This is a genomic window from Brevibacterium sp. OS20 (assembly GCF_056837565.1).
In genome coordinates, this window is sequence record NZ_CM166367.1 from 3,630,338 (window position 1) to 3,653,280 (window position 22,943).

At 65.5% G+C, this 22,943-nt stretch carries 20 protein-coding genes; 7 read left to right on the top strand and 13 right to left on the bottom strand.

Annotated features, from left to right (window positions below; genetic code table 11):
- Positions 1–38: 38 nt before the first annotated feature.
- Positions 39–473: an MmcQ/YjbR family DNA-binding protein gene (locus tag ACVZTU_RS16230; protein WP_482400848.1), complete on the bottom strand. Its 435-nt coding sequence runs from the start codon at positions 471–473 to the stop codon at positions 39–41.
- A gap of 53 nt (positions 474–526) precedes the next feature.
- Here ACVZTU_RS16230 and ACVZTU_RS16235 point away from each other — a divergent pair, with 53 nt between their 5' ends.
- Complete coding sequence (locus ACVZTU_RS16235) at positions 527–1,528, top strand: asparaginase (RefSeq protein ID WP_482400849.1); 1,002 nt, start codon at positions 527–529, stop codon at positions 1,526–1,528.
- 3 nt (positions 1,529–1,531) lie between these two features.
- On the opposite strand, the gene ACVZTU_RS16240 is transcribed toward ACVZTU_RS16235, so the two are convergent.
- Complete coding sequence (locus ACVZTU_RS16240) at positions 1,532–2,539, bottom strand: LacI family DNA-binding transcriptional regulator (protein WP_482400850.1); 1,008 nt, start codon at positions 2,537–2,539, stop codon at positions 1,532–1,534.
- 286 nt (positions 2,540–2,825) lie between these two features.
- Between ACVZTU_RS16240 and ACVZTU_RS16245 the strand changes: the two genes are divergently transcribed.
- The 5 genes from ACVZTU_RS16245 (at position 2,826) to ACVZTU_RS16265 (ending at position 9,422) form a co-directional block, all read left to right on the top strand.
- Positions 2,826–4,187, top strand: a complete 1,362-nt coding sequence (locus tag ACVZTU_RS16245) for an MFS transporter (RefSeq protein ID WP_482400851.1) — start codon at positions 2,826–2,828, stop codon at positions 4,185–4,187.
- Between the two features lies 1 nt (position 4,188).
- Positions 4,189–4,542, top strand: a complete 354-nt coding sequence (locus tag ACVZTU_RS16250) for an L-rhamnose mutarotase (RefSeq protein ID WP_482400852.1) — start codon at positions 4,189–4,191, stop codon at positions 4,540–4,542.
- A gap of 86 nt (positions 4,543–4,628) precedes the next feature.
- On the top strand, positions 4,629–5,798 hold the full coding sequence (gene rhaI / locus ACVZTU_RS16255) for an L-rhamnose isomerase (RefSeq protein WP_482400853.1): 1,170 nt from the start codon (positions 4,629–4,631) through the stop codon (positions 5,796–5,798).
- 103 nt (positions 5,799–5,901) lie between these two features.
- The gene (locus tag ACVZTU_RS16260; protein WP_482400854.1) at positions 5,902–7,938 is read left to right on the top strand and encodes a bifunctional aldolase/short-chain dehydrogenase; all 2,037 of its coding nucleotides are present in this window, start codon (positions 5,902–5,904) and stop codon (positions 7,936–7,938) included.
- Between the two features lie 29 nt (positions 7,939–7,967).
- Positions 7,968–9,422: a rhamnulokinase gene (locus ACVZTU_RS16265; protein ID WP_482400855.1), complete on the top strand. Its 1,455-nt coding sequence runs from the start codon at positions 7,968–7,970 to the stop codon at positions 9,420–9,422.
- Between the two features lie 96 nt (positions 9,423–9,518).
- Here the strand turns inward: ACVZTU_RS16265 and ACVZTU_RS16270 are convergent, their stop codons facing one another.
- Together ACVZTU_RS16270 and ACVZTU_RS16275 are read right to left on the bottom strand one after the other, a co-directional pair.
- Positions 9,519–10,541 (bottom strand): NADP-dependent oxidoreductase, encoded by a 1,023-nt coding sequence (locus tag ACVZTU_RS16270; RefSeq protein WP_482400856.1) that lies wholly within the window; start codon positions 10,539–10,541, stop codon positions 9,519–9,521.
- A gap of 75 nt (positions 10,542–10,616) precedes the next feature.
- Complete coding sequence (locus tag ACVZTU_RS16275; protein ID WP_482400857.1) at positions 10,617–11,459, bottom strand: DUF402 domain-containing protein; 843 nt, start codon at positions 11,457–11,459, stop codon at positions 10,617–10,619.
- Positions 11,460–11,545: 86 nt separating this feature from the next.
- On the opposite strand from ACVZTU_RS16275, the gene ACVZTU_RS16280 reads away from it, so the two are divergent.
- Positions 11,546–12,556: an amidohydrolase family protein gene (locus tag ACVZTU_RS16280; RefSeq protein ID WP_482400858.1), complete on the top strand. Its 1,011-nt coding sequence runs from the start codon at positions 11,546–11,548 to the stop codon at positions 12,554–12,556.
- 3 nt (positions 12,557–12,559) lie between these two features.
- Here the strand turns inward: ACVZTU_RS16280 and ACVZTU_RS16285 are convergent, their stop codons facing one another.
- The 9 genes from ACVZTU_RS16285 to ssuE all read right to left on the bottom strand — a co-directional run bounded on the left by ACVZTU_RS16285 (position 12,560) and on the right by ssuE (position 22,942).
- Positions 12,560–13,099 carry a DUF421 domain-containing protein gene (locus ACVZTU_RS16285; protein ID WP_181272421.1) on the bottom strand — a complete coding sequence of 180 codons (540 nt, stop codon included), beginning with the start codon at positions 13,097–13,099 and terminating at the stop codon, positions 12,560–12,562.
- Between the two features lie 101 nt (positions 13,100–13,200).
- Positions 13,201–13,950, bottom strand: a complete 750-nt coding sequence (locus tag ACVZTU_RS16290; RefSeq protein WP_482400859.1) for an SDR family oxidoreductase — start codon at positions 13,948–13,950, stop codon at positions 13,201–13,203.
- A gap of 68 nt (positions 13,951–14,018) precedes the next feature.
- Positions 14,019–14,954 (bottom strand): DUF4097 family beta strand repeat-containing protein, encoded by a 936-nt coding sequence (locus ACVZTU_RS16295; RefSeq protein ID WP_181272423.1) that lies wholly within the window; start codon positions 14,952–14,954, stop codon positions 14,019–14,021.
- A gap of 1 nt (position 14,955) precedes the next feature.
- Positions 14,956–15,600 carry a response regulator transcription factor gene (locus ACVZTU_RS16300; RefSeq protein WP_139909223.1) on the bottom strand — a complete coding sequence of 215 codons (645 nt, stop codon included), beginning with the start codon at positions 15,598–15,600 and terminating at the stop codon, positions 14,956–14,958.
- Positions 15,588–17,513 carry a sensor histidine kinase gene (locus ACVZTU_RS16305; RefSeq protein WP_482400860.1) on the bottom strand — a complete coding sequence of 642 codons (1,926 nt, stop codon included), beginning with the start codon at positions 17,511–17,513 and terminating at the stop codon, positions 15,588–15,590. The genes ACVZTU_RS16300 and ACVZTU_RS16305 overlap by 13 nt, the downstream gene beginning before the upstream one ends.
- 276 nt (positions 17,514–17,789) lie before the next feature.
- Positions 17,790–19,007 carry a trans-sulfuration enzyme family protein gene (locus tag ACVZTU_RS16310; protein WP_482401761.1) on the bottom strand — a complete coding sequence of 406 codons (1,218 nt, stop codon included), beginning with the start codon at positions 19,005–19,007 and terminating at the stop codon, positions 17,790–17,792.
- A gap of 332 nt (positions 19,008–19,339) precedes the next feature.
- The gene (locus tag ACVZTU_RS16315; RefSeq protein WP_482400861.1) at positions 19,340–21,370 is read right to left on the bottom strand and encodes an FAD/NAD(P)-binding protein; all 2,031 of its coding nucleotides are present in this window, start codon (positions 21,368–21,370) and stop codon (positions 19,340–19,342) included.
- Positions 21,363–22,328 carry an LLM class flavin-dependent oxidoreductase gene (locus tag ACVZTU_RS16320; RefSeq protein ID WP_482400862.1) on the bottom strand — a complete coding sequence of 322 codons (966 nt, stop codon included), beginning with the start codon at positions 22,326–22,328 and terminating at the stop codon, positions 21,363–21,365. The genes ACVZTU_RS16315 and ACVZTU_RS16320 overlap by 8 nt, the downstream gene beginning before the upstream one ends.
- On the bottom strand, positions 22,325–22,942 hold the full coding sequence (gene ssuE, locus ACVZTU_RS16325; protein WP_482400863.1) for an NADPH-dependent FMN reductase: 618 nt from the start codon (positions 22,940–22,942) through the stop codon (positions 22,325–22,327). The genes ACVZTU_RS16320 and ssuE overlap by 4 nt, the downstream gene beginning before the upstream one ends.
- Position 22,943 lies beyond the last annotated feature (1 nt).

A 22,943-nucleotide genomic window follows, 5' to 3' on the forward strand; every position in this document is an offset into this window, starting at 1 on the left:
CCTAGGCGGGTGCGCGCCAATTCGCGAGTCGGGTGAGGTCAACGGCTGTCGTTCCTCCCTCCGAAAGTGTCAGGGTCAACAGGTCGGTCCTTCTTGGACATCTTGGCCACGACAAGACAATAGGACTCGAGCACGAGGTCGTGGAGAAGATCGGGATCGAGACGATCGCCGGCAGTTGCGGCGCCGGGTTCGCCGCCGTCATCGCTTCCCTCCCCGGCGACGGTGATCCAATGCTTCTTGTTCATGTGATAGCCGGGTGAGATCTCCGCATAGGCGTCGCGCAGCACCTCATCGTCGAGGGGATCGATCTTGAGGTTGAGACTCGGAACTCCCCGCAGCTCGTATGCCATCATGAACATCTTTCCGCGCACTTTGTACACGGCATTGTCCGGCCCGAACGGGTGGTCGAGTTCGACCGAGGGGTACTGCATGGCTTGGTCGTGGGACAGTCGGAGCACGGTGGCGGGGTCCATGCGTGGAGACTAGCAAAGGCCACTGACGTAGGAACTGACGTTAGACTCGAATCATGCCTGAGACCTCACTCCACACCACCCCTCACCTGCTCTTGGCCGCTCTCGGCGGGACCATCGCGTCGACCGCCAATGCCGCAGGTGGGGTTGCTCCAGCACTCAGTGGGGCAGAGATCGCTGCGGCCGCGGGTCTCGATCAGGTCTGGCCGGATCTGCAGGCTGATTTCACTCAGGTTGCTCAGGTTTCGAGCGCGAATGTCACCCTCGAGATGCTCTTCGACGTCGTCGAACTCGCCCGCTCATCCGCGGCCGATGGAATCGTCCTCACCCAAGGCACCGACACTCTTGAAGAGTCCGCGTTCGGGCTCTGGCTGCTCAATGACTCGAGCACTCACATCGCTGTCACCGGGGCCATGCGCAATCCGACCCTGCCCGGAGCCGACGGGCCGGCAAATGTCCGGGCCGCCGCGCTCACTGCCCTGTCCGACCAGGTCAGAAACCTGCCTGCGTCCCTTGTGTTCAATGACGAGGTCCACGATCCGAGGTTCGCAACGAAGTCGCACACGACCTCGACGGCCGCGTTCTCCTCCGGGCCCATCCTCGGCGCGATCGGATGGCTGAGCGAAGACGATCTCCATCTCCCGCACGCACCCCAGCCTCCGAAATCACCGTTCGCCGGACTTCCCCGTCCGTCTCAACTGAGCAAGGTCGCCCTCGCCGAGGTGGGGATGGGCGAACCGGAAGAGACCCTTGGTCTCATCGACGGGTCCGGGTTCGCCGGAGCCGTGATCTCCGGAGTCGGCGGCGGTCACGTCCCCGAGGATCTGATGCCCGCCGTGGCCCGACTGGCCGAGAGGATGCCCGTGGTGCTGGCCTCACGTACCGGTTCGGGTGCGAGCCTGCACCGCACCTACGGCTATCCGGGCGGCGAGATCGGCTTGCTCGATTCCGGGCTCATCTCCGCGGGAATCCTCGACGCTCGCAAGGCCCGCATCGTGCTCAACCTGGCGCTGAGCTTCGGCCTTGACCCCGCCGAGGTGTTTGGTCAATTCAACTGAGCTTCACACCGGCCTGGTCGACCCCCGCACCACGAGTTCCGGGGTGAACTGGCGGTCGTGATGTTCATCCGAGGCCAATGCGTTCTCCTGCAGGAGTGCCTCCACCGCCGTGCGTCCGAGCAGTTCCGCCGGCTGCCGCACGGAAGTCAAGGGCACGATCGTTGAGAACGCATAGTCGATATCGTCGTAGCCGACGATCGCGATGTCCTCAGGGATCCGCAGATCGCTGAACATGATGACTGCCTGCATGAATCCGACCGCCAACAGATCGTTGGCGCAGAAGACCGCGTCGGGCCGCTGATCGTCGGGCAGCGCGACGACCTTCTCCCCCGCGTCCCGTCCGGCGAGGATGGTGAGTTCGGCGGTGTCGAAGACCGGCAACTCGAGTCCTGCTTGACCGGCTCGTTCTCGCGCTCCGGTCAAACGGTCGGCGACCTGCGGCAGCGACTGCTGTCCGCCGATGAACGCTGGTCTCGTGCAGCCACCGGAGATGATGTGGTCGAGTGCCAACCGCCCTCCGGCGATATTGTCCACGGTCACTGACGACAGGGCGTAGCCGTTCGAGTCACGGTCGACGAGCATGACGGGCGTGCCTCTGGACGCAATCGATTCGAGCCCGGACAGGTCTGAGCCAGTCGGGGTGACGAGCAGACCGTTCACTCTCTGTTCGGCGAAGAGGTCGACATATTTCGATTCCCGGGCCTCATCGGTCCCCGAGTCTCCGATGAGCAGTGACAGTCCTGCCTCGTCGCAGGCTTGTCTGGCCCCGTGCGCAACAGACGCGAAGAACGGGTTCGCGGTGTCGAGGACGACGAGGCCCAAACTGCTGCTGTGCCCAGATCGCAGCTGCCTGGCCGCGGCATTGCGAACGAAACCAAGCTCCTCGATTGCGGCGTTGACCTTCGCCGCCGTCGCCTCGGCGACCTTCGACGAACCGTTGACGACATGGGAGACCGTGCCGACCGAGACTCCTGCGCGGTCGGCGACTTCGCGCATGCTCACTTTCGCCATGAGTCTCCCTCTGTCATCCGTTGTACTTACGTCACCTGCGCTGTGCCGTCCGTTATCCGCTCCGCGGCACTCCGCAATTTCGCGGGCAGGCATGTCTCATTGTGCCTGACGCACCGTCATTCCGGCCGCCGCTCCCACCCCAACTTCCACAACCGCCAACGGCCGTCTTGATGTGACCCGAACGACATGCTAGTGTTCCGAGCAACAATATTGAAACGTTTCAATCACTTCATCTCACCCGGCGGATTCGCGAAGTCGCGATCACCGAGCCATCCTGGAGGAACCTATGAAGGGCACAACGACGTCGTCCAAATGGAAGGCCACGATCGCCGTGGCTATGTCGAACTACATCGAAGCCGGTTCGATCATCGCGATCGCCACGAGCATCAGCCTGTGGCAGACGGAATTCGGCCTCGACAGCATGGCCGTCGGCCTGCTCAGTGCACTGAGTGCCAACGCCTTCGGTGCTGCGATCGGTGCGGCCATCGGCGGTCCGCTCTGTGACCGCTACGGCCGGAAGTTCATCTACACCTACGACCTGCTCCTGTACATGTTCGGCACGCTGTTCGCGATCTTCGCGTTCAACTTCGCTTCGCTGCTCATCGGCTTCGTCCTCACAGGCATCGCCGTCGGTGCCGGTGTCACCGCCGCATGGACCTATATCGCCGAGGAAGCCCCCGACGGCCGTAGGGCCGGCCATGTCGGTGTGGCCCAGTTGGCCTGGTCGATCGGGCCGATGATCGGCTTCCTCCTTGCCGCCCTGCTCGAACCGATGGGTCTGCTCGGCTCCCGCATCATCTTCGCCCACCTCTTCGTCATCGCCTTCATCACCTGGTGGGTCCGCCGCGGACTGAGCGAATCGCGTCGCTGGACGAAGAAGCAGGCCAACCCGAACACCGTGGGCACCTACCGCGGAATCTTCGAGATGTTCACCAAGAAGAAGAACATCACAGCACTCCTCTTCCTCATCGGCGTCTACGGCCTGTGGAACACGGTGGCCGGTCAGGCCGGAATCTTCCAGCCCCGCATCTACGAGGCCACCGGACTCACCGACGCCCGCTCCCAATACCTGCTGCAGGTCCTCGTCTGGGGTCTGACCAGCGCCGCAACCTTCTTCGGCTTCATGCGCTACGGCGACAAGGTCTCCCGCCGCTGGCTCTACGGCTTCGGCGCCGGACTCGGCGTCATCGCCTGGGCCGTGCTCATCTGGGGACCGGCCGGTTGGTTCTCCCTCCTCGTCTTCGCCATCGGCTGGGGCATCTCGTCCGGACTGGGCGCTCAGGCCTTCTACGGGCTGTGGGCGGCCGAGCTCTTCGCCACCCGCTACCGTGCCTCAGCACAGGGCTTCATGTTCATGATCGTGCGCGTCATGGTCGGCGTCCTGTCCCTGTGGTTCCCTCTCATGCTCGAGAAGACCGGCATCCACGGCGTCGGATTCCTCATCGTCGGACTCCTCGTCGCCGCCCTGCTCATCGGCATGATCTGGGCCCCGAACACCCAGAACAAGACCCTAGAAGAGATCGAGATCGAACGCTACGGCCGACTCCTCGATGCCGATCACGCCACCGAGGTGGCCGCGGGCAATATCCACACCGACGGAACCGCAACATCCGGTTCGACCGATTCCACCGCAGTCAGGGAACGCTGAGATGGAGCGGGTGTGTTTCCGCATGCAGGTCGATCCTGCCCGCCTCGATGAGTACGTCGCGGCACACCGGGCCGTATGGCCGGACATGCTCGAGGCTCTCGAATCCACCGGTTGGCGCAACTACTCCCTGTTCGCGGATCCGACCGGCATGGTCATCGGCTATCTCGAAACGGACGACTACGAGGCCGCGCAGAAGGGGATGGAGCTGACGGAGATCAACGCTGCTTGGCAGCAGTCGATGTCTCCGTACTTCGCTGCCGGCGGGTCGTTCGACGCAGGACCGGAACGAATCCGCGAGATCTTCCACCTCGAGGACCAACTCGCTGCGGCCCGGGCCGAAGTTCACCCCGAGTGACCACTGCATCGGATCCAGCGACTCGCTGATTCTTCAGTCCCACAATGCACCCAGCACCACCGCAACATTAAGGAATACCAACTCTCATGAGCACTCGCCCCACCTTCTCCGACATCACCGATAAGCTCGCCGCGCAGGAGATCGAACTGCCCTCCTGGGCGTTCGGCAACTCCGGCACCCGCTTCAAGGTCTTCGGCACCCCTGGCACACCGCGGGACCCATTCGAGAAGATCGCCGATGCCGCAAAGGTCCACGAACTCACCGGACTCGCTCCTCAGGTGGCTCTGCACATTCCGTGGGACCTCTGCGATTTCGACGAGCTGGCTGCCCACGCTGCCGGACTCGGGGTGCGTTTGGGCACGGTCAACTCGAACACATTCCAGGACGACGACTATAAATTCGGTGCCCTCACCCACGAGGACGAGGCTATCCGCGCCAAGGCCATCGACGCTCATCTCGAATGCATCGACGTCATGGATCGCACTGGATCACGGGACCTCAAGATCTGGTTGGCCGAAGGTTCGAACTACCCTGGCCAAGCGGACATGCGGGGTCGGCAAGATCGACTCCACGAGTCACTTTCCCAGATCTACGACCGCCTCGGCGAGGAACAGAAGATGGTGCTCGAATACAAGTTCTTCGAGCCCTCGTTCTACCACACGGACGTCCCCGACTGGGGCACTAGCTACACCCAGGTCGCAGCCCTGGGCGACAAGGCGCTGGTCTGCCTCGACACCGGCCACCACGCTCCGGGCACGAACATCGAATTCATCGTCATGCAGCTGCTGCGCCTGGGCAAGCTCGGCTCGTTCGACTTCAATTCCCGCTTCTACGCCGATGACGACCTCATGGTCGGTGCCGCCGACCCGTTCCAGCTCTTCCGAATCATCCACGAAGTGATTCGCGGAGGCGGCCTCAACAGTCCCGATATCGCGTTCATGCTCGACCAGTGCCACAACGTGGAGAACAAGATCGAAGGACAGATCCGATCGGTGCTCAATGTCCAGGAAATGACCGCCCGAGCCCTCCTCATCGACACAGAGGCGCTCACCGAGGCTCAGCGAGCAGGCGATGTCATCACCGCCAACGCCATCTTCATGGATGCGTTCTACACCGATGTTCGCAGCGACCTCGCTGATTGGCGCGTCTCCCGCGGACTGCCGGCCGACCCCATCCGCGCCTTCCGCGAATCCGGCTACCAGGAGCAGATCGCAGCCGACCGCGTCGGCGGCACCCAAGCCGGCTGGGGCGCCTGAGCTCGGCGACAGTGGGCGTCCCGACATCGCGGCACCCACTGTCTCGACCCACCTCGCTGCATCACGCACTTCGACACCCGCACCATCCTTTTCGAGGAGAACCATGACCCATCCGACCGTCAACGAACTCATCACCCGCTCGAACTCGCTCGGCGCCGATCGTCGCAATACGAACTTTGCCGGTGGCAACACCTCCGCCAAAGGCACCGACATCGACCCGGTGACCGGCGAAGACGTCGAACTCATGTGGGTCAAAGGCTCCGGCGGAGACCTCGGAACGCTGACTCCCGAAGGTCTCGCGGTCCTCCGCCTCGACCGGCTGCGAGCGATGGAAAACACCTATCCCGGTGTCGACCGCGAAGACGAGATGGTCGCGGCCTTCGACTACACCCTGCACGGCAAGGGCGGTGCCGCACCCTCGATCGACACCGCCATGCACGGACTCGTCGACGCCGCCCACGTCGACCACCTCCACCCTGACTCCGGAATCGCCATCGCCACTGCGGCCGACGGTGAGGAACTGACGAAGACGATCTTCGACGGTTTGGTCGTCTGGGTGCCATGGCGCCGACCCGGTTTCCAGCTCGGCCTCGACATCGCAGCCATCAAGGCAGAGAACCCGCAGGCCATCGGCACCGTCCTGGGAGGTCACGGGATCACGGCATGGGGAGCCACCTCAGCGGAATCCGAAACCAACTCGCGGTGGATCATCGACACCGCGGCGGCCTATATCGCCGAACACGGCCGTCCCGAACCTTTCGGCGCAGAGCGCACGGACTTCGCCGCTCTGCCTGCCGATGAGCGCCGGGCCAAGGCCGCGGCCCTGGCTCCGCACCTGCGCGGTCTCGCCTCTGCGGACAAGACGATGGTCGGGCACTTCACCGACGAACCGGCGGTGCTCGAATTCCTCGCCGGGGAGAAGCTCAACGCTCTGGCCGAACTCGGCACGAGCTGCCCGGACCATTTCCTCCGCACCAAGGTGAAGCCGCTGGTCATCGATCTGCCGGCGGCCACCTCGGTGGAAGAGACCATCGCCGCACTCCCGGCACTGCACGAGGCCTACCGAGCCGATTATGCGGCCTATTACGACCGCCACGCCGATGCTGAATCACCCGCCATGCGCGGGGCTGATCCGGCGATCATCCTCGTTCCGGGGGTGGGCATGTTCTCCTATGGCGCGGACAAGCAGACGGCGCGGGTGGCCGGCGAGTTCTACGTCAATGCCATCAACGTCATGCGCGGAGCCGAAGCGCTGTCGACCTACGCTCCCATCAGCGAGGCGGAGAAGTTCCGCATCGAATACTGGGCTCTCGAGGAAGCCAAGCTGCAGCGCAGGCCTGCACCTAAGCCGCTGGCCGGTCGCATCGCGTTCGTCACCGGCGCCGCTTCGGGGATCGGCAAGGCGATCGCCACTCGCCTCGTCGCCGAGGGGGCCTGCGTCGTCATCGCCGATCTCGACCGGACCAAAGCGCAGGAGGTTGCGACCGAACTCGGGTCGACCGATGTCGCCATCGGCGTCGCAGCCGATGTCTCTGATGAGGCCGGAGTGCAGGCGGCCTTGAATGAGGCGGTCCTTGCCTTCGGCGGTCTCGATCTCATCGTCAACAATGCCGGGCTGTCCCTGTCGAAGTCGCTGTTCGACACGACCGAAGCCGATTGGGACCTCCAGCACAACGTGATGGCCAAGGGGTCGTTCCTCGTGTCGAAGAACGCCGCCCGGATCCTCGTCGACCAAGGGCTCGGCGGTGACATCGTCTACATCTCCTCGAAGAACTCCGTCTTCGCCGGACCGAACAATATCGCCTACTCGGCGACGAAAGCCGATCAAGCTCATCAGGTGCGTCTGCTCGCGGCCGAACTCGGCGAACACGGAATCCGTGTCAACGGCATCAACCCCGACGGCGTGGTGCGCGGTTCGGGAATCTTCGCCGGCGGTTGGGGTGCGCAGCGCGCGAAGACCTATGGGGTGGAGGAGAAGGACCTGGGCAAGTTCTATGCTCAGCGGACCATTCTCGGCTGCGAGGTCGTTCCGGAGAATGTGGCCAACGCCGTCTATGCGCTCTGCACTTCCGACTTCTCGCATACGACCGGTCTGCACGTACCCGTCGACGCCGGTGTCGCCGCGGCTTTCCTGCGCTGAGCCACGTGCGAACGGAGAAACACACGCAAATGGACTCCACTGATTCTGCTGCCGGTCTGACTCTCGCCGCGGTCGACCTCGGCGCCACGAGCGGCCGCGTCATCTTGGGCGGCGTGCACGATGGCGTGCTGCGGATGAAGCCCGTGGCTCGGTTTGCCAATGTGCCGCAACTCTTGGGCGAGAGCATGCACTGGAACATCCAGTCGCTCTTCGCCGAACTGAGTACGGGCCTCCGGGAAGCCATCCTCAGAAGTCCGGGACTCGTGAGCATCGGCATCGATTCGTGGGCCGTCGACTATGGGCTGCTCCGCGGCGGAGAACTGCTCGGGATTCCGCACCATTACCGTGATGCCCGGAATCTGCGCGGTGTCGAAATCGTCCACGAACTCGTCGCCCCTGATGAGCTCTTCACCCACAACGGCCTCCAGCACCTCGACTTCAACACCGTGTTCCAGTTCGCGGTCGAAGCCGAATCCGGGTTCCTCGACCTCGCCGACGCGGCACTGCTCGTTCCCGATCTCATCGGATTCTGGCTGACCGGGCAGATGCGCACCGAACGCACGAACGCCTCGACGAGCGGGCTTCTGTCGGTCCGCAACGGAGACTGGGACGCCGACCTCATGGAACGGCTCGGACTGCCGGCCGATCTTCTGCCCGCTCTCGTCTCCCCCGGCGAGAGCATCGGGGAACTGAATGCACCGGTGGCTGTCCGTCTCGGGGCGGCCGACCCGATCCAGGTCACAGCCGTGGGCAGCCATGACACCGCCTCGGCGGTGGTGGCCGTGCCGATGGAACGGCAGAGCTCTGCTTATATCTCCAGCGGCACCTGGTCCTTGGTCGGTCTCGAGATCGACGAACCGGTCGTGACCGAGGAGGCGCGCCGAGCGAACTTTACGAACGAAGGCGGAGTCGACGGAACGATCCGGTTCCTCAAGAACGTGTCCGGTCTGTGGCTGCTCAGCGAATCGATGCGCCAGTGGGAACACGACGCCACCGATGCTCAACGCAGCTCGGACCTTGAGAGCCTGCTCGCCGAGGCGGCCGCAATCACGACGCCTGTGGCTGTGTTCGACCCGTCCGATGGACGTTTCACCCCACCCGGGGACATGCCCACCCGAATCCGTGATTGGTGCGGTGAGCACGGCATCGAACCTCCCCACACCCGAGCCGAGGTGGTCAGATCCATCCTCGAATCGCTTGCTGCCGCTTATGCTCAGACCATTGCGACGGCCGAGAAGCTGACGGGACGGAGTGTGGAGACGATCCACATCGTCGGCGGCGGTTCGCAGAACACTCTGCTCTGCCAGCTCACCGCGAACCGCTCCGGCCGCAGAGTGCTCGCCGGTCCCGTCGAGGCGACGGCGATCGGCAATCTGCTCATCCAAGCGCGAGCGGTCGGTCAGGTCGATCCGACCAGCAGCTTGGACGAGCTGCGTCAGGTCGTGAGGAACTCGTTCTCCGTCACCGAATACCTGCCTGCCTGAACAGCGTTGCGATCCGCAACGCAAGAAAGAGGCGGCGTCGGCCAGAACTGGCCGACGCCGCCTCCTCGTTTCCGATTCAGAGATGAACCGACAGCCTCAGCTCTCGGCGCCCACGGCGACGACCATCTTGCCGAAGTTTCCGCCGGTGAGCAGATCGTTGAAGTATTCGGGAGCCTTCTCGAGACCGGGACGGATATCCTCGCGGAAGCGAACCTTGCCCTCCTTGAGCCAGCCGCTCATGTCCGTAAGGAACTGCGGGGTCAGACGCTCGGCGAACTCGGTCTGGATGAATCCGCGCACGAGCAGCGACTTCGTCAGGATGTTGCCCATGAGCGCTCCCGAACGGTCCGGCCCCTCGGGCAGCGAGGTGAGGTTGTAGTTGGCGACGAGACCGCACACGGGCACGCGAGCGAACGTATTGAGCCGCGGCAGCACAGCGTCGAAGACCTCCCCGCCGACGTTCTCAAAGTAGACGTCGATGCCCTGCGGCACCGCCTCCTTCAGCTCCTGCCGCAGGTTCCCCGTGCGGTGGTCAAGTGCCACGTCGAAGCCGAGCTCACGAAGGTGAGCGACCTTGTCCGGTCCGCCGGCGATGCCGACGGCAGTCGCTCCCTTGATCTTCGCGATCTGACCGACGACGGATCCGACGGGACCGGTCGCAGCGGCCACGGCCACGGTCTCACCCTCCTTGGGCTGACCGAGCTCGAGCAGACCCGCGTACGCAGTGAACCCGGGCATGCCGAGCACACCGAGGTGGGTGGAGATCGGCGCAATCTCCGGGTCGATCTTGCGCAGGTGTCCGGTCGACTCGACCGAATACTCCTGCCAACCGCCGTAGCCGAGCACGATCTCACCGGCGGTGAAGCCCTCGGCATTGGATTCGACGACCTCGGACACGGTGGCGCCGACCATGACATCGCCGACCTCGACGGGCTTGGCGTAAGACTTCGCGTCCGACATCCGCCCGCGCATGTACGGATCGAGCGAGAGATAGAGGGTGCGCAGCAGCACCTGCCCCTCGCCCGGGGTCGGCACAGGCACCTCGTCGAGCAGGTAGTTCTCTGCAGTGGGAGCGCCCACAGGGCGCGAGTTCAGGCGAATCCGATGGTTGGTCGTCATGGAGACGGTTCCTTTCAGCAGCAGATCATTCTTCGCTTGTGTGCTTCATTGGGGCGACAGGTGCATCCGCGACGATCACCGATGCTGTCGGTCATAACAACCATTCGGGATCGCCCGATGTTCCTGATCGAACGATTTTTCTGACACCGAGGCGGCACCCAGTCGAACCTTCCCCACCAGATCGCGGGCCACCGTCTCCCATTCGGGATCGAAGGCCCACCCGAAATCGCCGAGGTGGTCGAGCAGATGGCTGCCATTGTCTCGGATGATCTCCGACCACTCCTTCGGCCACGCGCCGTAGTTCGCCGCCGAGGCGAGTTCGTCGACATCCTTGAACACGGCACCGGTCGGATCGAGCCGACCGTCCTCGGCGTGCAGGGGCATAGACGCGATCGGGAAGGTGATATCGAGGATGTGATCGCTGGTGAACAGCGCATCATCGCTGCGTCGGTGTGAGGTCTCAAGATTGATGTACCACTCGACCCGCACGCCGCCGGACTCTGGACGATCGACATCATCCCCAGCATCTTTGAGCAGCACCCATACGGAGAACGGAGCTTCGGGCGGGACGATCTTGAGCACTCCACGACCCCGCCACGTGCCCTCGACATTGATCCTCGTCGGCGCCTCGGCGATGGGACGAAACCGTGCCTTCAACGGCACATCGTGGGCGTTCGTGTCTTCCCACCCGACGATGCGGGTCTCCTGCGTCGGCGTACCCCCTGCCAACCACAGAACAGAGCCGGACGGCCCGTCGGCGATGACACGCATCGGTCGTGCCACCTCGGCGAGGTCGCGGTTGAAGTCGAAACGCCGGAACGTCCAGGTCACGGTCTGCCCCGGAGTCCAGTACGGCGCCTTCCCCACGGGTCTGACCTGGGACGGAGTGGGGATCGTGAACGGATCGCGCAGGCTCATGCGGGCAGTCTATGCGTCGGGCATGGGCGAGCGCTGAAGACCGACCACCCGTGAAGACCTGGGCGGCGAGGTCATAGAGTGGGGCCATGAACGACTCCGATGACGCAGCGGCTCAGACCCCCTCGGCAGCCCAGACCGCACCCACTGCCCCGACCGCGAACCCTGCCCCGGAGACGACGATCGGTCGCGCCTTCGAGGTCCCGGAAACGATGACCGCTCCACCGCGCACCGATGCCGAAGTCCCCGACTACGTCCGCGCCCTCGGCTTGCCAGGCCTCGCTGACATCCACGTCCACTTCCTTCCGCAGAACGTGCTCGACAAGGTGTGGGAGTACTTCGACAATGCCGCGGACAACTACGGCCGCGACTGGCCGATCACCTACCGGTACGACGCGGACACCCGCCTGGAAATCGTCCGCGAGCTCGGCCTGCGCGCGATCCCGGCCCTGACTTACCCGCACAAACCCGGAATGGCCGCGTGGCTGAATGAATGGAACGCCGAGTTCGCCGCCGCCCACGACGACGTCATCCACTGCGGCACCCTCTATGCCGAACCCGAATCAGCCGACTACGTCCAGGCCGCACTTGCCGCCGGGGCGACGCTGTTCAAGGTCCACGTCCAGGTCGGTGTGTTCTCCCCCGACGACGAGGTCCTCGACCCTGCGTGGAAAGCCCTCGAAGAGGCCCGCGTGCCGATCGTCATCCACGCTGGATCCGCTCCCCTGCCGGGCACGTACACCGGGCCGCAGGCGGTGGCGAACGTTCTGTCCAAGTTCCCACGGCTGAAGTTCGTCATCGCCCATATGGGCATGCCCGAGTACGACGAGTTCGCCGATCTCGCAGAGAGATTCGACAACGTCTATCTCGATACGACGATGTTCGCCTCCGGGTATTTCTCCACCCCCGCCGAGGTGACCCCCGCCTACCGTGAACGCCTGGCCAGGCTTGAGGACAAGGTCATCCTCGGCTCTGATTTCCCGAACATCCCCTATCCCTATGTCGATCAGATCTCCGGACTGGCAGGGTTGGGCCTCGGCGATGATTGGATGCGCTCGGTGCTGTGGACCAACGGCGCGAAGGTGCTCGGGCTCGACTGAGTCTCAGCCGTCGCGGGGCACTCGGTCGGCGCCGACGACCCCGGTGAGCATCTCCTCGGCGATGGGTGCACCGCGTCGGATGACGCTGATCTGACCGGTCGATTCGAGGATCACGCATGCCACCTCATCGCGGTTGCGGATGCCGGCAGATCGCAGTTTGGCGATGAGTTCGTCGTGGTCGACGTGGCTCTTCGACAGGTTGTCCTTGAGGATCTCACGACCGGCCATGAGCACCACCGCCGGGGAGTTGACGACGCTGCGCACGAATCCGAAGCGTCGGCCGAATCCGCTGAGCGCCTGCAGGATCAGCAGGGTCGCCAGACCCAGGATTCCGGCCGCCAGGGTCGGGGTATCGCCGAGGATGGACCGCCCGATGATCGCTCCCATCGCGATGATCGCGGCCACGTCGAAGCTCGACAGGCTCGCCAGAGTGCGCTGGCCGAAGATGCGCAAGAGCAGAATGATCCCGAAGTAGAAGGCCACACATGAGACGACGATCCTGACTGCGTCGACCCAATTGAGCCCGTATTCCATCCAATCCATGAGAACCTCCGGAACGGATGATACGCCTGCCCCGGAATCGGGGCTCTGTATTGCGCCTGGAGTTCAGCGCCTCGCACCCGGTTCAGCACCTCGTCTGGGACTCAGACCGAGCGCAGCCATTCGTCGACGGTCACGTCGGACATCCTCGGTGACGGTGGGATGAGGCCGTCGCGGGCCATCGGCCCGGGCAGGGGAATACCGACGACTTTCGACGGCTTCACACCCGCCTTTCGGGCACGTGCAGCGGCAAGTCTGCGGGCGATCTCAGCGAAGTCGCTGATCTCGGGACCGGCGACCTCGATGGTGCCGCGCTCGCGTGCGTCGATGGCTTCGGCCATCATGCGGGCCGCCTCGGCAACAGCCAGGGCCTGCACGCGCATCTTCGGCACGAAGCGCAGCGGCCCGGCCTTGACCGTCATCGTGTCAACGAGTTCGAACCACTGAGCCGACCGGAACATCAGCAGCTGCTCGCCTGGGACGAGCCGGCGAAAGATGCGCTCCTGCATGGCTTTGCCCTGGTAGTAGCCCATCATCCGCGACTCGGCGGCCTCGGGGCGGAACGCGATCGACAGGACGGCCACGGAGGTGCCGGGCTGCTCGGCGGCCGCCTCGGCGATCGAACAGGAGCTGCGTGAGAAGAAGTCGATGGCTTTCTGGGCGTTCATCGTCAGCTGGTTGACGCAATCGACGAGGACGTCGCTGCCTTCCGCTGCCTCGGTGACGCCCTGCCCAGTCACCGTGTCGACCCCGCTCCCGCGATGGGCGGCGATAACAGTGTGGCCGCGTTCGCGCAGCTGGGGCACCAACTGCGCGCCGAAGGTTCCGGTGGCTCCATAGACTGTGATCTGCATGCTCGTCGACCCCTCAGACGCCGCATGGGCGGGCCCGAAGTCGAGCCCGCCCGTGCGCCGGTCGTTTCTCAGTTCTGGTTGACTGTGACAGTACCAGTATCGGCCGTGGCCGAGATCGGAACGAGGATCTTGCCCTTGGCTTCCTTCGGGTCATCCGCCACATCGTACTTCTTCAGATCGGAGGCGAGGTCGACGGAGCCGTCATTGGACTTCGCGTTGATCCGGTAGAAGAAGTCCTTATCAAGCTCTTCCGAGGTGAGCTTGAGATTCGGCACTCGCATGTCGATCGAGCCTTCTTCTGTCTTCGCGATGATTCCGCCGGTGGGCATCGCCTGATTGGTGAAGTCGAGATCGACGGTTCCCGTCGAACTGACCACGTCGATGCGGTCGCTGACGGTGAGATTCTCTCCTTCGATGGCGCCGACCCCCGTCTTGGCCGACACCGTCCCGAAGTCACCGTCCAGGTAGGTCGCACCCCAATCGCTCGTGGTCCGCACTTTCTCAGCCGAACCGGTCACGTTTGCGGTTCCACCGCCGGTGTCGGCGTTGATCTCGGCGAAGTCACCGGTGACATCGAACCGGCCGTAGTTGCCGTCGAAGTCCAGCGCAAGGTCTTTCGCCTCACTGGTCGGGATGGTGACGGTCAACCTGGTGTTCTCGAGTTTCCCGCCGTTCTTCACGGCCACCTCGGCGGTATCGGCTCGACTGTCGACCTCAAGGTTCGCGGAGCTGTCGCGGGGACCGGTGCCGGTGAGCTTCACGGTCGCCTCGGCAACGTCGGCGGTCTTGATGTCGACGGCACCACCGGAGTCGAGGCCGATCTTGAGTTCCTTCATCGCCTTCGGCAGCGGTTCAGACGATTCGATCCGCCCGTAGTCGAGGCGGGAAGCACCTTGGGCGGTGCTGACGATGACGGGGACGAGGAGGACGACGGCGGCGAGGATGATCAGGACCGCGCGCAGACCGACGCGGGCGGATTCGCTGATGCGCACTGTGGCAGGCATTCTAGGCTCCGAGGAATGTGAGGACGGCGAGGACTCGGCGGTTCTCCGAGGTGTCGGCGGTGAGGCCGAACTTCGTGAACACCGAGGAGATGTGCTTTTCTACGGCACCGGCACTGAGGTAGAGGGTGCCGGCGATCGCGGCATTGGACTTGCCTTCGGCCATGAGCTGGAGGACTTCGATCTCGCGGGGGCTCAGGGTCGACAGTCCGTCCTTCTTGCGCGTGCGCACAAGGATCTGGGACACGACCTCCGGGTCGAGAACGGTGCCGCCGCCTGCGACCTCGTCGACGGCAGTGAGGAAGTCTTCGACGTCGGCGACTCGGTCCTTGAGCAGGTAGCCGAAGCCGCCGGTGTTCTCGGCGATGAGTTCGGACGCGTACTGCTCCTCCACGTACTGGCTGAACACGAGGACCTTGACGTCCGGGTTCTGCTTGCGGATGAGGACGGCGGCGCGGATGCCTTCATCGGTGAACGTCGGGGGCATGCGCACGTCGATGACGGCGAGGTCCGGCGGATCGTTGTGAACGACGGCGAGGAGTTCGTTGGCGTCGGGCACGGCGGCGATGACCTCATGTCCGGCGTCGGCGAGCAGCCTTTCGAGTCCGGCCCTCAGGACGGCAGAGTCTTCAGCGATTACGATGCGCATGGCACCTCCACAACTACAGTCGTTGGCCCACCTGCGGGGCTGGTCAGGTTCAGTGTGCCACGAGCGGCTTCGACCCGGTCGATGAGGCCGGCGATCCCGGTGTGACGCCCCGTGCGGTCGACACGTGCACCGCCGTGGCCGTTGTCGGTGACGACGATCTGCACACCGCTCTCGATCGGGGCGATGAACACGCTGGCGCGAGTGGCGCCGGAGTGCTTGGCGATGTTCGTCAGGCATTCGGCGACGACGAAGTAGGACACGGCCTCGGCTTCACGCCCGATCCGCCCCTCGAGGCGGACATCGACGTCGACGGGAATCGTCGACCGTCCGGCCAGGGCGGAGACCGCGGCGTCGAGTCCGCGATCGGTGAGGACAGCGGGGTGGATTCCGCGGGCCAGCTGGCGGAGTTCGTTGACGATGCCCTTGGCTTCGGTATGGGCTTCGGCCACAAGTTCCTTCGCCTTCTCCGGATCTGTGTCGATCTTCGTCTTCGCCATGCCCAAGGTCATGGTCAGGGCGACGAGGCGGGGCTGGGCTCCGTCGTGGAGGTCGCGTTCGATGCGCAGACGTTCCGCCGCGGCCGCCTCGAGGCCGGCCATGCGGGCCCGATCGAGTTCCGTGACCTCGGCCTGCAGCGCCACGGTGCGGGCCGGAGCGAGCAGCGCCCGGTCGAGGGCGCGGTCGAGCAGCGGGGCGAACCACAGGATGGCCAAGGAGCTGGCGAGGACGATGACGGAACCGATAGCCACACCGATGCGGGCCGGTCCGTCGATGGTTTCGCCGATGAAGAAGGTATTGACTCCATGTGGGTTGATGGCGGCGAAGATGCCGAAGATCGATCCGCAGATTGCGGCGATGGTGCCGGCGACGACGATCAGGCCGAGGAGCATCTTGATGTAGTGGTGGGCGGTCGAGCGCCAGAAGGCACCGGATTTCACCTGCAGCCAACGGTTGTGGAGGAAGCGGCCCATGCCGGGATCGCGATTGCTGCTTTCGATCTTCGGGACGGGGATCTTATCGGCGTAGATGAGTTCGGCCCGGTAGCGTTCGGCGTTGTTCGCGCCCTGCTGGACGAGGACCCAGACGAGGAGGGCGAGGACGCCGAGACCGAGGGCGAAGATGCCGCCGATTCCGGTGAACAGCAGACCCAGCGGGATCCACGCCCAGATCAGGGCGAGGACGGCGGAGAGCACGAGGTTCGCGACACCGATGATTCCGGTGGGGCGTTTGGGCCAGGTGATGGGTCCGTCGGCGGGGATCTCGGTGACCTCGTCCCGGCTCAGCGGCAGTGAGCCGGTGACCGGTGCGTAGGCGACGGGGTCACGTTTGGGCTTCATCCGCCGAGGCGGCCGCGGCTGTGCCATCGGCTGTGCCGTCGGCATGGGCTGTGCGTTCGGCGCGGGCCGTGCATGCGGCATGGGTTGTGCATGCGGCGCGGGCCGACCGAACTGGGGGCCGGGTTGTGGTGCTGGGTGCGGTCCGGGTTGAGGGGCGTGGCCGGGCGGGGTGGGGTAGTTCGGGTTGCTCGAGGGCGCGTACCCGGATGGTGCGGCCTGAGCCGAGGGATGGGCGCGGGGGCCAGGCTGCGCAGGAGCCGTCGGATGAGTGTAGGTGACCGGCCTGGTGGGGTTCATCGGTGGGTGGTCAGAACGCTGGGCCTGTTCGCCGGCTCCCATCACTCGGGTCGAGCCCGTCGCGAACGGCACGTCGAGGTCGACGGGTTTCGTCCGGAACTCTCCTGCTTCGCGAGCGGTCGGTACGTCGGCCGCTGCTGCGTCGACTTCGGTGGTCGGCGGTGCATTGACGATCGCTTCGGCGCTGATTGACTCTTCGCGCTGTGGGGGTTGAGGCTCCTGCGGATCGGGGCCGAGCGGCTCCTGATCCTGCGGGTTCTCGGGGGTCTTCTCACTCATAGCAAATACGCTACGGGAGCCGCGGGCTCGCGAACAGCACGAAGACCTCCGACCCCACGTCGGGTTTTCCCGACACCCTGTGACCGCACCCACTGGATTTCCAGGTGGGCGCTGGAGCCCCGGACCGCATCAGCCGCGCCTTTGCGCACGACGTGTCTGAGCATCCCTCACCCTTCGCGACGAATCACCCCGCTGCAACGAGGTGGTCTGCCACGAAGGGTGAGGTGTGCCGACGTACCGGGAGGAAGTGTCGCTCCCGGTACGTGATGCCGTCGGCTATACGGGGACCGCAACCGTTGGAGACGAGACGTGGCGCTGTCCCACAGGAGCGGTATGGGCGGCTCCGTCGGCAGGACTCGTGCCCGCATCACCGGACGTGGCGTCGAGCGCCTGCGCAAGGTCGGCGAGGATGTCTTCGACGTCTTCGATCCCGACGGACAGGCGGATGAACCTGCCGGAGACGCTCACCTCGCTGCCGGCCACGGACAGGTGCGTCATCGTCGCCGGGTGGTCGATGAGGGACTCGACGCCTCCGAGCGATTCGGCCAGAGTGATGAGTTTCGTGTTCGCCACCAGGGACAGTGCCCGCTCCTCGGTGTCGGTGCGCAGGGACACCACTCCCCCGAACCCGCTCATCTGCCGCTTCGCCACCTCGTGGCCCGGGTGCGAGGGCAGGCCCGGATAGATCACTTCGGCCACCTCGTCGCGGGTCTCGAGCCATTCGGCCACCGCCTGCGCGTTGGCACAGTGCGCCTTCATCCGCACCGGCAGGGTTTTGATCCCGCGCCTGGTCAGCCACGCGTCGAACGGGGAGATGCCCAGCCCGACGGAAGCGAGGTGGCTTTCGAGACGGTCGACCACCTCGGCGGCGCGGGGACAGCTCGTCCCGTCACCGGTGAGGACCGCCCCGCCGATGACATCGGAGTGGCCATTGATGAACTTCGTCGTCGAGTGCACGACGATATCGGCGCCGAGCTCCAGCGGACGCTGGAGCACCGGGGTCGCGAAGGTCGAGTCCACGGCCAGGAGCGCGTTCGCTCGGTGGGCGAGGCGGGCCGCCTCGGCGATATCGATGATGTCGAGCCCGGGGTTGCTCGGGGTCTCGACCCAGATGATCGCGGTGTTGTCGTTGATGGCGGCGGCGAGCGCCGCGGTGTCCGTGAGGTCGACGGTGCGGATGACCACTCCCCAGCGGACGTACTCATTCTGCAGGAGCCGGAAGGTCCCGCCGTAGACGTCGCGGGGCAGGATGACCTCGTCGCCGGGACGAAGCAGAGAAGAGAACACGGCTACCTCGGCCGAGGTTCCCGAATTGACGGCCGCGGCGAACGACGCTCCCTCCAATTCGCACAGAGCCTGTTCGAGGTCGCTGCGGTTCGGCGTGCCCGTGCGCGCGTAGTCGAAGCCGGCGCGAGTCTCTCCCGGAGTGTCCATCATGAAGGTCGAGGTCTGGAAGATCGGGGCCACGACCGAACCGGTGTGCGCCTCGGGCATGGCTCCCGAGTGCACCGATCGGGTCGAGATTCCGGCGGGTGTGGTGGGTTCGAAACGGGGTGAACTCACGGCGGATCCTTCCTTCACTGATGGGCACCGCTGCATCTGCGGTGTGATTCAGTGTGAGTGCCCCAGATGCGCTCGCGCGAACGCGCCGTCTCGGATGGTCACGTCGCGTCATATGTCGTCGACGAATGTCATTTTTCGACGTAGAAGGTCGGCATCCCTCGCCGAGGCGGTCCGCCGACTCGTACGCACGCGACGTGACCGTCGTTCGTTCCCACCGCGGCAGCTCTCTGTGACGATCGAGCAGTCCCACTGCCGGTCGCCGGTCACCCAGCCAGGAGCTCCCGCCGGTCGGACCCTGCCGCCACGGCGTCGAGGATCGCCCCGGCAATGCGCTCGTTGTCAGCGAACACGGGGGCGCCAGTCTGCGGTCGGCTGAAGGCCTCGGCCGTCGATCCGGAGACCGCGGGGCCCAGCAGGAACAGATCGCCTTGTGCCCGACCATGTGCGTCGAGCGCGCGACCGGCACCGTCGGTGCGCAGCTTCGCGTGAGCCGCGGTCTCGAGCAGCAGTCGGCCGTCCGCCCGCAGTGTTTCGAGGACCGGATCGGCTGCCTTCTCCGCACTCTGCCGAGCCAGGCGGGCATCGACGAGATGAGTGAAGGTCTTCGCCTCCGGGTGAGCGGTGGAGCGGGCGGTGAAACCGGCAGCATCGGCGTCGATGCTCAACCCGGGACCGAGGAACCGAACGAGACCGGCTTCGTGGAGAGCGAGGATCTGTCTGACTCTCTTCGGCGGCGGGCCGCTGCCGATGAACGAGAACAGGGAATGGAAGCTGCCTTCGACGAACTCCGTGCGATCGCCATTGCTGACTCGACCGTCGCGGACGAGCATCCTGATCTGCACATATGCCTTGACCAGAGCGGTGAAGACGGCGAGGTCGGCAGAGTGGTGCACATCGGCACTGCGCTTGAGTTGCCCGGAGATGTGATCGCGCACGCTCGCCTCTGCAGAAGAGAGATCATCGCAGCGCAGATCGGCCAGCGGACGGTCGATGCGGTCCAGGTCGAACAGGTCGGCCTCGTCTGTGATGACGTCGCGGGCGGCCTCGGCGATGGTCTCGAAGACGGCGCCGGTGGTGGCTTCTGCCCCGTTCTCGCCGATGCGGCCTGAACGGACCCGCTCGGCGGTTGCGTCGATGCGCTCGAGCAGTTCGGGAGCGTCGATGCCGCGCTTCCACAGCACGTGTTCGTAGTGGGCATAGGTGAGTTCGAGTTCGAACAGCGGACCGAGCACTTCATCGAAGTCGATGAACCGGGAACTCTCGCCGAGGCGGTGCCCACTTCCGCGACGGCCCCCTCCCACGCCGCCGGTTCTCTCAGCCACGCGGTCCAAGTACCGCAGTGCCACGGCCGGTGCGCCGGGGACATCGGCCTGACTGTAGCCGAGCTTCGGACTGTAGGAGACCCCGCGGGAGGATCCCACCCACAGCACCGGTTCGGTGCCGGAGGGCCGGTAGCGAAGCCGTTCTCCGTCGTCGACGAACTCGCCGCCGCGACCCTCGGTGACCATGACCATGAAGTCGAGGAACGCGAGTCCGAAACCTCGGGTGAGCACCTCAGCGCCGGCAGGGATGCCGCTGAAGTCGAGGTCGGCCGTGTATCCGGGAGCCTGGTAGTACAGGTCATGTCCCGCCGAGGCGGCAGCGCGGTCGGCCAGGATCGCATCCTGCTCGGCGGTGTGCATATCGAGATGCCCCTGAGCCGAGACCAGGACGTCGGTGGCGATCTCCGCCCCGGCGGAGGTGGTGACCACGAAGCCGCGGTCGCCTTCGCCGCGGCGCACCGCCTCGGCGCGGGCACGGTGCATGTGCACCTCGGCGCCGAGCCGGTCGAGAGCGAGCTCGAAGGCAGCCGACAGGTAGTGACCCTGGACACGGCGGCTGGCGAACGATTGGGAGTCGAGCACTGCCGCCTCGGCGCCGAGGCCCACCTGCGTCAGGCGATCTCGACCGGGCCCGTGGATCCACTCGTGCAGGGTCGGACCCATGATGCCGGGATTGTCGAGCAGGCAGGTCTCGTCCGGGAAGATCGTGATGTCCTCGGTGCGCGAGTTCATCCACAGGTGCGGCGACTGCTCGGTCCGCCAGATTCGCCCGGCTCCGGCCGGGTACGGGTCGACGAGGTGGATGCGCAGGCCTGCCCCGGCGTTCGAGGTCGCGGCGATCGCGAGCAGAATGCCCAGGGTCTTCGGCCCGGCCCCGATGAAGGTGAGGTCGGCGCGGTGCCCGCCCGAATCGGATGCCGTCGACGCATCACCGCCGGTCGTGAGGTCCGCCGCAGCCGACGTCTTACGCATCGGCATAGAGGCTCACGGCCGGGGCGAGTCCGAGGCGGCCGCGCAGATCGCTCGCGTCGCTGCCGCCGCCCAGTGCCGCGACGACCTCAGGGGTGTCCCGCAGTCCCGCCGCGTGCAGGGCGGGGAGGATCTCGGAGACCAGTCGGACGCTGAAGTCGAGTTGATTCTCAGCTGACGCGGTCAGCAGCACTCCCGAGGCCCCGCGTTCGACGAGGATGCGCACGGAGCCGACGAGCTCGGCCACCTCGGCGCGGTTCGTCGGTGCCGGCAGGACGGTGAGCACCGGCACCCCGGGGTCGAGTTCGGTGCGCAGATCCTCGAGCGAGACGGTGCCGGCGGCCTCGTCGACGAGGACGACGTCAGCGGCGGCGCGGGCCGCCTCGTTGCCGGCCTCCGCACGGACGATGATCGGCGGGTGGCCCTGCGGCGGGCGCGGCGTGATCGAGGGGCCGAGCACCGAGTAGTCGACTCCCGTCGAGTCCTGGACCTGCGCTTCGATGTAGTGGAGGCGGTCGCGATCGATGTACCGGTCGGTGGCCTCGTCGCGGATGATCGCGTCGTCGTCCCAGGAGTCCCAGAGTCGGCGGATGACGTCGATGACGGATGCGGCCTCGGCCCAGGCAGCGGGTGCCGGGGCGGGGCCGCGTCGACCGAAGAGGGCCGCCTCGGCGGGGGTGGATGAGATGCCCACGGCGAGTCCGGCACGGGCCCGAGCCGCATAGTCGAGCGTCGCCGAGGCGGTCGCGAGGTGGAAGGGCTCGAGATGGGTGGCGCGGACCTCGGGGACGATCCCGAGCCTGCTGGTCAGCGGGCCGAGCCAGGAGGCGAACTCGAGCGCGTCGTACCCGGTGAAGTCATCGGGGACGAGGGCGAAGTCCGCATGTCCGTCAAGGGTCTTCGCGGTCGCCGGGCCGGAGATCGGATCGGGGTTCAGCGTGGTGGCGATGATGACGCTCATGAGGGATTCCGTTCGGTCGTGATCGGGGTGGTGATGAGGGATTCGGCGGCGGCCGCCTCGGCGTGGGTGCACGACCGTGCACGGACGGTCAGTTCGGAGTCGAACTGGTCGATCGCGTCGATGACATCGCGTTCGACGGACTCATCGATGCTCGGCGGGGTCGTGTCCGTGGCCGGGAGGATGTTGCTCGAGACGACGAAGCGTCCGCGGCCGATCGAGCTCGCCCCGAGGGTCGCCAGCAGCGGTTTGAGGCCGTAGTCGAGGGCGAGGACGTGGGCGGCGGATCCGCCGGTGAGCAACGGCAGAACGGGTTTGCCGTGCAGGGCGTCCATCGGCAGCAGGTCGATGAAGACCTTGAGCAGTCCGGTGTACGTGGCCTTGAAGACCGGGGATCCGACGACCACGGCATCGGCCGCGGCGACCGTGTCCCGCGCCGAGGCGATGAGACCGTCGCTCGAATCCCCCGTCAGGAGGGGGCCGGCGGGCAGGTGGCGGAGTTTGATGAACTCCGTACGGTGGCCGTACTGGCCGAGCCTGCGGGCGATGAATTCGAGCAGTGCCTCGGTCTTCGAGTTCTCCGAGGGGCTGGCCGAGAGCAGGACGACACGCGACATG